Source organism: Nocardia brasiliensis ATCC 700358 (genome assembly GCF_000250675.2).
Taxonomy (GTDB): domain Bacteria; phylum Actinomycetota; class Actinomycetes; order Mycobacteriales; family Mycobacteriaceae; genus Nocardia; species Nocardia brasiliensis_B.
In genome coordinates, this window is the sequence record NC_018681.1 from 4962956 (window position 1) to 4975806 (window position 12851).

At 68.5% G+C, this 12851-nt stretch carries 13 protein-coding genes and 1 riboswitch; of the genes, 6 read left to right on the forward strand and 7 right to left on the reverse strand.

Annotation, left to right across the window (positions count from 1 at the left end; translation table 11 throughout):
* Positions 1-42 precede the first annotated feature (42 nt).
* Positions 43-1155, reverse strand: coding sequence for an ABC transporter substrate-binding protein (locus O3I_RS22010; protein ID WP_202804862.1), 1113 nt, complete (start codon positions 1153-1155; stop codon positions 43-45).
* A 577-nt stretch (positions 1156-1732) separates the two neighbouring features.
* Between O3I_RS22010 and O3I_RS22015 the strand changes: the two genes are divergently transcribed.
* Positions 1733-2557 carry an RNA polymerase sigma factor SigF gene (locus tag O3I_RS22015; protein WP_051066720.1) on the forward strand — a complete coding sequence of 275 codons (825 nt, stop codon included), beginning with the start codon at positions 1733-1735 and terminating at the stop codon, positions 2555-2557.
* Between the two features lie 63 nt (positions 2558-2620).
* On the forward strand, positions 2621-2932 hold the full coding sequence (locus O3I_RS22020; RefSeq protein WP_148282700.1) for a hypothetical protein: 312 nt from the start codon (positions 2621-2623) through the stop codon (positions 2930-2932).
* Between the two features lie 88 nt (positions 2933-3020).
* Here O3I_RS22020 and O3I_RS22025 read toward each other — a convergent pair whose 3' ends face one another.
* The gene (locus tag O3I_RS22025; RefSeq protein ID WP_014985185.1) at positions 3021-3614 is read right to left on the reverse strand and encodes a helix-turn-helix transcriptional regulator; all 594 of its coding nucleotides are present in this window, start codon (positions 3612-3614) and stop codon (positions 3021-3023) included.
* A gap of 165 nt (positions 3615-3779) precedes the next feature.
* Positions 3780-3971 (reverse strand): DUF1059 domain-containing protein, encoded by a 192-nt coding sequence (locus O3I_RS22030; RefSeq protein WP_014985186.1) that lies wholly within the window; start codon positions 3969-3971, stop codon positions 3780-3782.
* A 184-nt stretch (positions 3972-4155) separates the two neighbouring features.
* Positions 4156-4290, forward strand: a riboswitch (cobalamin riboswitch).
* Positions 4291-4427: 137 nt separating this feature from the next.
* Between O3I_RS22030 and O3I_RS22040 the strand changes: the two genes are divergently transcribed.
* Positions 4428-5411, forward strand: a complete 984-nt coding sequence (locus O3I_RS22040; protein ID WP_014985187.1) for a methylenetetrahydrofolate reductase — start codon at positions 4428-4430, stop codon at positions 5409-5411.
* A gap of 90 nt (positions 5412-5501) precedes the next feature.
* Positions 5502-5885 (forward strand): hypothetical protein, encoded by a 384-nt coding sequence (locus O3I_RS22045; RefSeq protein WP_014985188.1) that lies wholly within the window; start codon positions 5502-5504, stop codon positions 5883-5885.
* A 12-nt stretch (positions 5886-5897) separates the two neighbouring features.
* On the opposite strand, the gene O3I_RS22050 is transcribed toward O3I_RS22045, so the two are convergent.
* Genes O3I_RS22050 through O3I_RS46400 form a run of 4 tightly spaced genes read right to left on the reverse strand, consistent with a single transcriptional unit; the run spans position 5898 to position 10617 of the window.
* Positions 5898-6293 carry a VOC family protein gene (locus tag O3I_RS22050; RefSeq protein ID WP_014985189.1) on the reverse strand — a complete coding sequence of 132 codons (396 nt, stop codon included), beginning with the start codon at positions 6291-6293 and terminating at the stop codon, positions 5898-5900.
* Positions 6294-6312: 19 nt separating this feature from the next.
* Positions 6313-8244, reverse strand: coding sequence for a M3 family metallopeptidase (locus O3I_RS22055; RefSeq protein WP_014985190.1), 1932 nt, complete (start codon positions 8242-8244; stop codon positions 6313-6315).
* Positions 8245-8283: 39 nt separating this feature from the next.
* Entirely contained in the window at positions 8284-8877 is a 594-nt protein-coding gene (locus O3I_RS22060; protein WP_014985191.1) for a PadR family transcriptional regulator, read from the reverse strand.
* 12 nt (positions 8878-8889) lie between these two features.
* Positions 8890-10617, reverse strand: a complete 1728-nt coding sequence (locus tag O3I_RS46400; protein ID WP_237748110.1) for a PDR/VanB family oxidoreductase — start codon at positions 10615-10617, stop codon at positions 8890-8892.
* A gap of 319 nt (positions 10618-10936) precedes the next feature.
* On the opposite strand from O3I_RS46400, the gene O3I_RS22070 reads away from it, so the two are divergent.
* A complete protein-coding gene (locus tag O3I_RS22070) occupies positions 10937-11734 on the forward strand; it encodes an alpha/beta hydrolase (RefSeq protein ID WP_041564146.1) in 798 nt (265 codons plus the stop codon).
* A 108-nt stretch (positions 11735-11842) separates the two neighbouring features.
* Entirely contained in the window at positions 11843-12841 is a 999-nt protein-coding gene (locus O3I_RS22075) for an iron-containing redox enzyme family protein (protein ID WP_014985194.1), read from the forward strand.
* Positions 12842-12851: the final 10 nt, after the last annotated feature.

Sequence of the window (12851 nt, forward strand, 5' to 3'; positions counted from 1 at the left end):
GCGGGGACTCGGAAGGGGTGCGGCTGCTTCGGATCGCCCCGGCTACTCGGCGGGGTGGGTGTGCAGGACGCGGAAACGCTCCGGTCTGGCCGGGTCCCGATCGACGACCTGGATCGGCGCACCCGCCCACTGCCAGACATTCAGGCCGGGTACGCGCGCGAAGCGGATCGACCCGCGGGTGCCTTCGACGGCCACGCGAGCCCACGACGCCGCGACCTCGGCACCGGGCGTGCGCAGCACCTCGGCGAGGACGGTGATCGTGTCGTAGCCCTCCAAAGCGACGAACAAGGGTGCGACGCCCAACCGCGCACGCAAGCGGGGCTCGACTCGATCGCCGAGGACGCTGAGCCGCTCCGGCAGGTAGCGCAGGAACGGAATTCCGGCTCCGGCGGCACCCAGCGCCTTCGTCCATTCAGGGAACTCCGGCTGCCCGGCCGGGGCGCCGAGCAGAATGTCGTCCAGGCGCGAATCACGCCGGACCGCTTCGACGATCGGCACGGCCGGGTCCGGGTGGCCGACCAACAGGAGCAGGGCGGTCGCGCCCTGCTCGATCAGCGCGTCGCAGAGTGCCGCCGGGGTGTGCACTCGGGCATCGAACTCGAGCACGGCACCGCCGCGGGACGCGAAGGACTCCCGCAGAATCCGCGTCCCCGCAGCCCAGTAGACGCTGGGTTGAATGGCTACCGCGATGCGGTCGCGGCCTGCGCGGACCAGGAAGTCCGCGTAGGTCTGCCAGCCGAGAGATTGAGGTGGGGCCAGCCGCGCGACCCGGTCGGTCGGCTGCTCGACGAGTTCGTCGAGAACCGCGGACGAGCACAGAAACGGCAGGCCGAGCGCGTCGGCTCGAGCGGCCGCGGCACGCGCGACCACGCTGTGATATTCCCCGGCCAGGGCCGCCACGTCGAGGCGAGCGAGTTCGTCGACGGCCGCGACGGCCCGCCGCGGATCCGCCGCGGTATCGCGGACCACCAGTTCGAGCGGTCGCCCGAGGATCCCACCCGCGATATTGATGTCCTCGATCGCCAGCTCCAGCCCGGCGAGCAGGTGTGCGCCGGCTTCGACCCAGCCGGGCCGGGTGCGGGGAACGAGAGCGCCGATCCGGACGGATCGCGGTGCCGGGCGCACCTGGGTGACCATGCCGGGTATTTCACCCACGACCGCCGATCGCAGGCAACCGAATTACCGCAGGCGCGCGTCGGCACCGGCACACGGGATGATCGTTTCCGTCGACGGCGGCAAAGGCCGTATGACCACGGGCTTACAGATCGTCCACTCTCGCTGTCCAGGATCTCGGCCTGGCGCGGCCTCGAAACTGAACGCGACGATGCCTCCGAAGACCAGCGCCAAGGCCGCCGCCGCCCCGAGTATCGGGCGGACCAACGGAAGCCTGGATTGCCGAGCCAGCTCTCGCGCGTGTCGACGGTGCGATCGCGACCACCACCAGATCAGTAACAGTTCCCTCATCGCGCAGTCCTGCCCCTCGCCTATATGAACTGAATCGCGCTGGCGAGCAACGTGTTACGCGACGCCACCGGCCCGCAGCCTGCGGTCGATCCGCAGCGGCCCATGCGTCGGTTTTTCGTTTTTCGGCTGGCGCTACGGCAAGACTTCGTTATCGGGACAGACGCCACCCCTCGGTGACTGGGACGCTGAACTGAGCGACGTGTCGAATGAGGGCGTTCAACCAGGAGCAGTGCCTCACGGCGAACTCGTCGCATACGGAAGGTTCCCCATGACCATCCAGTCTCCTGCCGCCGCCCGCCGAACTCGCCCACGTCGCGCCCGCGGAAACGATTCCTACGATGGCATCGAGCCAGTGCTGGCAGAACTGGCGGACTTGCCCGGCGGCTCGCCCGAGTACGAGCGGCTGCGCGCCGAGATCCTGCGGCGGTGCCTACCGCTGGCCGAGCACATCGCCCGGCGATACACCGGCCGCGGCGAGAACTACGACGACCTGTTCCAAGTCGCGAGCCTGGGACTCGTCGCCGCCGTGGACCGCTACGACCCGGCCCGCGCGACACCGTTCCTCGCCTTCGCCGTCCCGACGATCATGGGCGAAGTCCGCCGCCACTTCCGCGATTTCGGCTGGTCGGTGCGAGTTCCACGGCGCACCAAAGAAATTCAGCTGATGCTCACGCCCGCGGTGGAAAGACTCTGTCACCGGCTGTCTCGGATGCCCACCGCCCTCGAACTCGCCGTCGAACTCGACGTCGATCTGCTCGAGGTGACCCAGGCGATGCTCGCCGCCAACGCCTACACCAGCGATCCGCTCGACACCTCGGCGCACGACAGCGACAACGACTACGCGCCGAGCGCGGCCGACCTGCTCGGCGCGGAGGATCCGGGCTATCAGCTGACCGACGACGCGCTCGCCATCGCACCGCTGCTGGACGAACTTCCGGCCCGCGAACGGCTGGTCCTGCATCTGCGGTTCTTCCGCGGACAGACCCAGATCCAGATCGCCGAACGGCTCGGCGTCTCCCAGATGCAGATCTCGCGCATCCTCACCAAGACGCTCACTCAGCTGCGCGAAAGCGCACTGCCGGATGGCGATTGACGTCGAGCGCAACCAGATAGTCGCGGCCACAGCATGTTTGAACGCCGTGCAACGGGGCTTACGGTGGGAAAGACGATCGGGACGGTAGGTATGAAGACCAAAGAGATCACCGTGCGGGTGAAAAAGGGCCAGTGGCGCGACCTCAGCGCGGCGGCCGACTGCGCGGGCATGCGCGTCGAGGACTATATCCGCTGGAGCGTAAAGCTTTTGGCGCTGCAATCCCGGCCGGACAGCAACCCGCACCCGGCGTCCACCGCGCGCCCCGAGCCGCGTCGGCGAGCGCGTGCCGTGCTCGATCGACCCGAGTCGACGGCGTGGGAGGAGTGCTTCGCGGAGCAGCTGTCGCACCGTCTCGAACAGTTCCGCGACGATTGACACCCCGATGCCGCGGCGGCGAACCGCGCACCCGGTTCGCCGCCACCCGCGGCCGCGGCCGGCCGAGCGCAACCATGGAGAAATGTGCTCAGTTGTTCAGGGTGGTGTGCGGGGATCGACCGTAGATCCGGCGGTAGGACGCGGCGAAGCGACCGGAGTTCGCGAAACCCCAGCCGATGGCGATGCCGGTGACCGTCGCGCCGTCGGCGGGCACGCAACTGTCGAGTTCCTGATGGGCCCCGCGCAGTCGCAGGCCGCGCAGATAGGCCATCGGAGTGGTGTGCAATTCCTGCTGGAAGGCCAGTTGCATGGATCGCACCGACACGAACCCGGCCGCGGCGATATCGGCGATCCCGACCTCTTCACGCAGGTTCGCCTTCATGTACGCCACCCCCAACCGCACCGAATCCGCCGCCGCGCTGACCATTGCGGGCTCCGGCACGGGCAGTTCGGCGACGGGCAGGACGGCGTCGACGCAGGCCGCCAGATACTCGGCCGCGGGGTCGGTCAGGCCCAGCGCGACGGTCGTCGCCTCAACGCTGCGCTGATGCTCGAGCACCGTACGCACCAGGCGGACGGCCGCCATATCCGGGGCGGGCCCGGCGAAGCCGGGGGCGGTCACCACCCGCAGGAATTCCTCGATCGCCGGGATGTCCCGGCCGTCGAACCTCGTGCTCGTCATTGCCTCACCATCCGATCAACCCCCGAACGGTCGCCTCGGCACCTCCCAAGTTCCGCACTGTCCACCCTACGCATCGCCGTCACGCGGCACGCGCTGTCGAAACTCCGCCGGTCGGCGCCACCGCGGCCCGAATGCCGCGGTCCACCAGACGCCGGTGCCGACGATCTAGGTGGTGACCTTCTCGTCTTCGAGCGACGCACGGATCTGCGCGCGCAGCTCCGGTCCGTCTTCGTGCCGATGCACGGAGATCGCGTGCTCGCTGGCGGCTCGCACGACTTCGTCTTCCTCACCGGCGATGGTGAGCGTGCAGTTCGTTTCGCTGGGGAACCTACGGCAGTCGGCTACTTTTCTCGTCATGGGACGAGCCTCCTGAGAGATCAATATTGCTGGTCTCTACGGTAGACCTCCCAGGTCACCGGGGTCGCGAAAGTAGAAATCGGAGTGGGTGGGGCCGGGCGCGCTTGGCGCGCCTCGAGGTCGTCGCTTATATTCGCGAGCACAACTGGTTCGCCGGAGGTGGAGTCGAGGAGCCCCTGATCCACCGGCCGGTGTCGAGTTCGGGCCGCGTTCACGCGAACCCGGACGAGAGGGAACCCGGTGCGAATCCGGGACTGTCCCGCAACGGTGAATGGGCGCGCCCATGAGTCCGAAGACCTGCCGATTGTGCCGGGTACGCCGTATCCGGCGGTCGTCGCCTCGTGGATCGGGCGTAACGCCGAGTGGACCCGGGCACGGGATTGATGCTTCGAGGGCTCCGTCAGCGTTTCGCCCATTATGGGTGGTGGCCACAGGGCGCTACCACGGAGTTCATCAATGCTGAACCCTCACAAGAGTTTTCCCGCTCGCATCGCACCCGCGGTGCGCGGCGTGCCGTCGGTCGTGCAGAGCTTGCGCCTGCACTCGCGGCAGCGGGTGCCGTTCTCGGTGGAGTTCAATCCGCCCCGCGACGCCGCGGGGGAAGCGCGACTGTGGCGCGCGGTTCGCGAATTCGAGCGCATGCATCCGGCGTTCGTCTCGATGACCTACGGCGCGGGCGGTTCGACCAAGGACCGGACCGCGCGGATCACCGGCGCGCTGGCGCAGGAGACCACCTTGCTGCCGGTGGCGCATCTGACAGCGGTCGGGCACAGCATCGCCGAACTGCGCGCGCTGGTCGGCTCCTACGCCGACTACGGCATCCGCAACATTCTGGTGCTGCGTGGCGACCCGCCGGGCGATCCGCTCGGCGAATGGCACAAACATCCCGAGGGAGTCGAGTACGCCGAGGAACTGGTGCGGATCGTGCGGGATCTCGGCGACTTCAACGTCGGGGTCGCCTCGTTCCCGCAGCTGCACCACCGCTCCCCCGACCTGGACACCGACACCGCGTTCCTGGCCGCGAAACTCCGTGCCGGAGCGGATTATTCGATCACCCAGATGTTCTTCGAGGTCGACCATTACCTGCGTCTGCGCGACCGCCTCGCGGCCGCCGATCCGGAGCAGGGGGCCAAGCCGATCATTCCCGAGCTGATGCCCGTCACGTCGCTGCGCACCGTGGCGCGGGCGGAGGAACTCAGTGGTCGCGCGCTGCCCGAGCCGATCATGGCGCGACTGCTCCGGGCGGCGGGCACCGGCCCCGAGGAGAACCGCGCCGCGGTTCGTGAGGTCGGGATCGAACTCGCCACCGAACTCGCCCAGCGACTCATCGACGAGGGCGCACCCTGCCTGCACTTCATCACGTTGAACTTCGCCAAGGCGACCACCGAGGTGCTGACCAACCTGGGCTACGCGGTGACCGCCGCCCCGCTGAGCGCCTGATTCACCCGGCCGCGTGGGGGGACGTGGCGAAGTCCCGGTTCCGCGAGGACACTGAAGACGAATACCGTATTCGTCCCGAGGAGCGATGTGATGGCAGCCGAGAGGCCTTTTGGGATCGATCCGGAAGATTTCGAACGCGCGCTGCGGGAGGCGGGAATCGAGATCCGCGACCTGCTCGGCAAAGCCGGTCAGTACGTCGACCGCGCCGGAGTGAACACGCTGGCGTCGCTGCTCGGCCAGTTCGTCCAGCCGGAGCGCCCGCGCGCGGCGAAGCCGGAGAGCGAGACCACCGGCGAGACCGGCAGCGGCGTCTGGGTCATCTACAGCATCAACGACGCGGGCGAGGCCCGGGTCGAGCAGGTGTTCCCGAGCGAACTCGAGGCCCTGCGCGCCCACCGCGACAACACCGACGAACGCCGCCGCGTCCGCTTCCTGCCCTACGGCGTCCCCGCCACCGCCCTCGACTCGCTCTGACAGCGCTGTCGTTCAGTCCGCGGTGGCGACCTTCCAGAGGTGACCGTCAGGGTCGCTGAAGTGACCGTCGTAGCCGCCCCAGTCGGTGGCGGCGGCCGCCTTCGTCACGGTGCCGCCCGCGGCGGTCGCCGCACGGATGACTTCGTCCACCTCCGCCCGGGATGCGGCGAGAAAGTGGAACGAGGTGCCGCGGAAGCCGGTGCCCGCGGCGGGCACACCCGCGTCCGCGGCGACGACGTCCCATTCGTACAGCGCCAACGACGACGACCCGGCGCCGAGCCCGCACCGGACGAACCCCGGGAACTCCTGCTCGACCGTGCAGCCCAGGCCCTCGACATAGAACTTTTTGGCCCGGTCCACATCGGCCACCCCGAGCATGACGACGCTCAACTTCAATTCGACAGTCATGCTGGTCAGACTAGGTGACTCAGGGGGTGGGTGCGGGCGAGTCGGGGGCGTGGTCGAGCCAGGTCGCGAAGGCGTCGAAGGTGAAGGGGCGGCCGAGGAAGTCGGCCACCAGATCGGCCGCGTCCTTGGATCCGCCGGGGGCGAGGACGCGGTCGCGGTAGCGGCGCGCCACCGCGGGATCGAGTAGGTCGGCGGGCTCGAATTCGGCGAACAGGTCCTTCGCGATGACCAGGCTCCAGAGATAGGTGTAGTAGGCGGACGTGTAACCCGCGAGATGGCCGAACGACGCCTGGAAATGGGTGCCGGGCAGCACGGCGATCAGGCCGTGGCGTTCCATCGCGTGCCGGACGGCCGTGGTGTGGTCGGCGGGCCGATCGCGGTGCAGCAGATACGACACCGCGGTGTAGCCGACCTGGGTCTGGATCTGGATGCCCTTGCCGAAGTCGGTTGCGGCGCGCATCCGCCGCACCAGCTCGGCGGGGATCGCGGCCCCGTCTTCGTCGACCGCGAACCGGCCCAGAATCGTGGGATCCCAGGCCCATTCCTCGAGCATCTGGGACGGCGCCTCGACGAAGTCCCACTCGGTGGCCACGCCGGAGAACCGTGCCCAATCCTGTTGTCCGGCAAGCACATGATGCAGAAGGTGCCCGAATTCGTGGAACAGCGTGACAACCTCGTGGTGTTCCATCAACCCGCGGGAGAAGTTGCACACCAGCACGCCTTCGGGCAGCAGCCGGGCGGCGATCCCGCCGACGAGCTCGAATTGCGCCGCGTGCTTGTACTTTCCGGCGCGCGGGTGCAGGTCGAGGTAGATCCGTCCGCAGCGCGCACCGTCGGCGTAGACGTCGTACGCGGTGACGTCCGCATGCCAGGACGCTACCTCGACCGGCCGATATTCCAGGCCGAACAGCTGACCGGTGACATCGAGCAGGCCGTCGCGCACCCGGGTGAAATCGAAGTAGCGGCGGACCTCGCGGGCGTCCACGTCGTACTGCTCGCGCCGGATCAGCTCGGTGTAGTAGCCGACCTCGGACCGATCGATGGTCGTCGCCGGATCGTCGCGCCGGCGGCGCGCGAGCAACGTCGCGAGGTCGCGCCGGCCCGCGGCCGCGGCCGCCGCGGAGATCCGCTCGATGAAATCCGCGATGGCCGCGCCGGTGCCGATCATCTTGACGTCGGCGTCGTAGTCGGGCCAGCTGTCGAAGCCGAGCAGGCGGGCCTGTTCGTCGCGCAGCTCGAGCATTTCGTGCAGCACCTCGTCGTTGACCGGCCAACCGCGGCTTTCGAATTCGACCGTCAGCTCGCGCCGGGCGGCGGCATCGCCGGCGAACGACCGGAACGGGCGGTAGTCCGGGTAGTCGGTGGTGACGGTGACCAGTCCGTCCGCGGCGACCGGATGCGCGGCGACGAAATCGGCGGGCAGGCCGTCGAGTCGCTCGGGCGTCAGCCGGATAGAGCGGACGTCGTCGCGGATCGCTCGCCCGAAGTCCTGCGTGAGCACGGTGAGCCGCTCGGCGATGCTGCGCAGCCGTGCCCGCGTCGGTTCGTCCCGGTCCACGCCGGTGCGGCGGAAGTCGCGCAGCACGTGTTCGCGCATGCGGCGCGCCACCGCGTCCAGCCCCGCCGGGTCGGTGGCCGCGACGACGTCGTAGAGCGCACGATCCAGCCCGCGATCGGTCCGGGTGCGATCGATCCGCTGCACGAGTTCCTCGGCGAGACCGCGCACGTCACCGTCGGGGTGGACTTCGACGAACAAGCCGGCGGCCGCGTCGACACCACGCAACGCGATATCCGCGTCGTTCCACAGGCCGAGCACCTCGGCGGTGTCACGCGGGGCCCCGTCCTTCAAACGTGTCAGCGTCCGCGCCACCGTCGTGAGGCCGTCGTCGACATAGTCGGCGAGCCACTCGGACCACTCGGCGGACGGCAGGACAAGCGGCTGCGGACTCATCCCCCGACATTAACCGCAGCCTCGGCCACGGTCATGCCGTCACCGCGCGTGCAGCCGCGGCCAGAATTCGCCCAGCGCGGCCGGGTCGTGCTCGATGAGATCGCGAAAACGTGCCACGAAGCGCTGTTCGGCGTCGATCAGCTCGAGCCGGTAGTGGCACTCGATCACGAAAACCTGGTCGATCTCGCCGGCCGAGGCCAGGACCGCCCGTAGCTGCTCGGCCTGTTCCGCCAGCGCGCGGTCCCGTTGGTCCAGCAGAGCGGCGACGTCGGCCGGGGGCAGCACCACGATCAGCGACAGGGCCGCCTCGAACTGCCGGAACTCCTTGGCGGGCACCGCGACCATCTCCCGCATCCGCGCGCGCAAGCGTTCCTGGCCGGCTTCGGTGGGCCGGTAGATCGTGCGTTCGGGGCGCTGCCCGGCCCGCTCGGTGTGCTCGGCCGTCAGGTAACCGGCCCGGGTCAGCTGGTCGAACACCATGTACAGCGAGGCGTGTTTGAACTCGACGCTGCGATCCGCGTTGCGCCCCTTCAGCAGTTTGCCGACCTCGTACGGGTGCATCGGCCGTTCCATGAGGTAGGCGAGCACGACCAGCGCGAGCGGGTTGTGCAGTGGGTCCCGCCGGATTGCCACGGGACCCTCCTCCTAGACGTCGAGCACGAGTCGATCCCCTCGCGCGCGGGACACACAGGGGTAGATGATATCGACCCGGTCGCGCTCATCGGCCTGCAGGACATCGTCGCGATGGTCGGGGACACCGGCCAGTACCCGCGTCGCGCAGCTGCCGCACACGCCGTCCGCACAGGACAGATCGACGGTGGGATCGACGGCCTGAATCGCCGCGAGCAGGGTCCGGTCAGGGGGCACCGGCACCACCACGCCCGAGCGGCGTAGCTCGGCCTCGAACACCGTGTTCGTCTGGCCGTCGCCCCGATTGCTCGCGGCGAAGCGCTCGGTGTGCAGCGTGACGTACGGATGCCGGGCGACGGCGGATTCCATTGCGGCGAGCAGATCTTCGGGACCACAGCAGTAGACCGCGGCTGCCGCGGGTGTCCGCCGGAGCAGATCGTCGAGATCCGGGCGCGCGTGCGTGTCAGCGGGCAGCAGCGTCACACGGTCCGGGTACTGGCGCAGCAGCGCCTTGCCGAACGCCATCGTCGGGAGTGATCGCCCGCGATAGACCAGTCGCCATTCGCTGCCGGCACCGTGCAGACGCCGGATCATGGGCAGGAACGGTGTGATGCCGATACCGCCGGCGACGAACAGATACGCGGGTGCGTCGATCAGCGGAAAGTTGTTGCGCGGTCCGCGAATACCGATGCGTGCGCCCACCGGCAGGTCATGGATCTCCTTCGATCCGCCGCGCCCATCGGGTTCGTGCAAGACGGCCACTCGGTAACTCGCCGTATCAGCCGGATCACCGTAGAGCGAGTACTGACGAACCCGGCCAGACGGCAACACGAGATCGATGTGCGCGCCCGGCGTCCACTCCGGCAGTGTCCGGTCCTCGCCGCACACCGTCAGCGCGATTGTGCCGTCGGCGATTTCGCGTCGATCGGCGAGCACCGCCGGAACGACCGGCTGCTTGCGCCCGGTCAGGACCCGGCGGCCGCGGCGGGTCTTGCCACCGGGCTTGTACAGCGACAACAGCACTGCCGCAACCAGACTGAGTGTCGAGCCACCGAACCCCCAGAACGCCACCATTGCGGACGTACCGAGTTCCGCAGGGCTGCCGCCGGTCTCGGCCAGCTGCGCCGCGCGCGCCGCCGCGTGTTCCAGCGCATCATGCAGAAATCCGAACGCCACGAACAGGATTCCCACCGCGATGGCCAGTTTGGCGGCTACCCAGTAGTAACGGAACAGGCCCCAGCTCGTCGTCAGGCCCACCGCCAAGCCGGTGAGAAAGGTGGCGAAATTCGCCCAGGGCAGCAGGGTCAGGTCGAAGACGGCCATCAGTTCATAGGTGACACGACTGGTGTGGATGTCGCGCGTCGTCATCGCCACCACCGCCATGGCGGAGATGGTCACCGCGATGCCGACCCAGCAGCACGCCGCGACGATATGCGCTGCGACAAGAGCTTTGCGCGGTTTCGGGCGCAGTTGCCCGGCCAGCGTAGCCAGAATCGGCACCGCGAGCCAGGTGGCGAACATCGCGACCAGGTCGCCGACGACGAACGCTTGCAGCACCACGGAGACGACCAGCAACCAGCCGCCGCCGAGCAGGATGCGGCGCGGCACGGCGCGTTCGGCGGTCACCAGCACGACGAGACCACCGGCTACCGCGATGAGCAGCCCCCACATCGGGACGCGTGCCGCTGCCAGCGTCGCGGGAAAGACCGGGGGTAGCACCATTGCCGCGACCGCCACAGTCATGAAGGCCACCAGCATGTTTCGCGCGGACCGCGACGGATGTCGCTGGGCGCGCGTGGGTTTCGAAGATGTTCGGGCTGACATAGGGCGTCTCCGCATACTCATATAGTCGATATCGACTAATCGAGTATGCCGCTCCTCACCACCCCTGCCATCCGGGACAACCCTGAAACCCGCACCAGCCCCACCGGCGTCGGACCCCTGATCGACCGTCCAGTTCCCAATCGCTGGCAGATTTACCAATTGTTTGCTGTAATTGGAATATCTGGATTACCAGATTGACTCGACGGTACTGGACCCCGATTCAACGGAGGCAGACGAGATGACAGAGCGCATACCGGTGGTTTTCGTGCACGGGTTGTGGCTGCACGCGACGAGCTGGCAGGACTGGGCACAGTGCTTCGCCGATGCCGGATTCGACCCGATCATGCCGGAATGGCCGGGGGTGCCCGATACCGTCTCGGCGGCTCGCGCGGTACCGGAGCGCCAGGCCGGCGTCGGCATCGCCGAGATCTCCGCGGCCTACGCCGAGGTCGTTCGCGGGTTGCCGCGCCCGCCCGTCCTGATCGGCCATTCGATGGGCGGCTGGGTCGTGCAGCATCTGCTGGGCCAGGGCTTGGGCGCCGCGGCGGTCGCCATCTCCCCCGGACAGATCCGCGGCGTCAAAGCGCTCAGCCTCACCCAGGGCCGGGCCGTGCTGCCGGTGCTGGGCAACCCGGACAACGTCAAACGCGCAGTCTCGCTGTCCGCCAAGCAGTTCCGCTTCTGCTTCGGCAACGCCGTGTCCCCGGCGGAGTCGGACGCCCTGCACGCGAAGTGGTCCATGCCCAGCCCGGCCCGGCCGTTGTTCCAGCTCGCGTACGCGAACTTCATCCCGAACTCCCCCGCCGCCGTCGATGTCCGCAACGACGCCCGCGGGCCGTTGCTGTTGCTCTCCGGCAAGCTCGACCACACCATCCCCGATGTCCTCACCCGCGCCGCCGTCAAGCGCTACCGGCACACCCAGGCGGTCACCGACTACCAGCGCTTCGACGACCGCGGCCACTCCCTCGTCGTCGACAGCGGCTGGCACACCGTCGCCGACACCGCGCTGCAGTGGCTCCGAAAGGTCCTGCCCTAGCAGCGGCACGGTCGTCGCGCCGGGTTGAGCGAAGGGACCGGGCGTGCCGCAAGGGGTTCGCTCTGGTGTTGCGTGCGTCGGAAATCGGATCCTGGGTACGTCCAGCGCATGACTTCCTCTTCTGTCACCGAGGTCGGCGTTGTGCCCGCACCCCGCGGTGAGTTGTCCGCCGCCGTCATCGAGACGTTGGCGCGGGAACCGGGCAGCGCCGTCCCCGCCCTGCCCGATCTCGACCCGTACGGCGAGGACTTCCAGCTGGCCTTGCACACCTGCTACGAGCTGCACTACCAGGGCTTCGGCGCAGTCGACACCGGGTGGGAATGGGATCCCGGGTTGCTCACGCTGCGCGCGGCGATGGAACGGCAGTATCTGCGTGCGCTGCGCGACGATGTACCCGGCGGCACCGATCTGGAAGCCGAGCTGGAGACCTTGCTGGCGGTCCCCGCCGAGGAGACTGGCGTGAGTGCGTTTCTGCGCGACGAAGGCGAACCGTGGCAGCTGCGCGAGTACTTCGTGCATCGCTCGATCTACCACCACAAAGAGGCCGACCCGTACGCGTGGGCGATCCCCAGGCTGCGTGGTCAAGCCAAAGCGTCGCTGGTCGCGGTGGAGTTCGACGAATTCGGCGGCGGTCGCGGCGAACGGGTGCACGCCCGGCTCTACGCCGACCTGCTGGCCGGCGCCGGACTCGATCCGCGCTATCTGCACTACTTCGACATCGTGCCCGCTCCGATGCTCGCGCTGGTCGACATGATGTCGCTCTTCGGTCTGCATCGCGCCTGGCGCGGCGCTCTGATGGGACACTTCGCCACCGTCGAGATCACTTCCCCGCCGGGTGCCCGCCGCATGGCACAGGCGCTGGGCCGCTGGGATTCCGATCCCGCCTGCGCGCTGTTCTACAACGAGCACGTCGAAGCCGACGCCGTGCACGAGCAGGTGATGCGCGAGGCGATCACCGACCTGCTCGCGCAGGAACCGGAGCTTCGGGAATCGGTGGTCCTCGGCATCCAGGTGACCAATTTGCTCGAGGATCGCTTCGGCGAGCACGTGCTCGGCGCGTGGCGTCAGGACCGCACCTCGTTACGTGAGCCGCTTTCCTCGCGGTGATCATGATTGA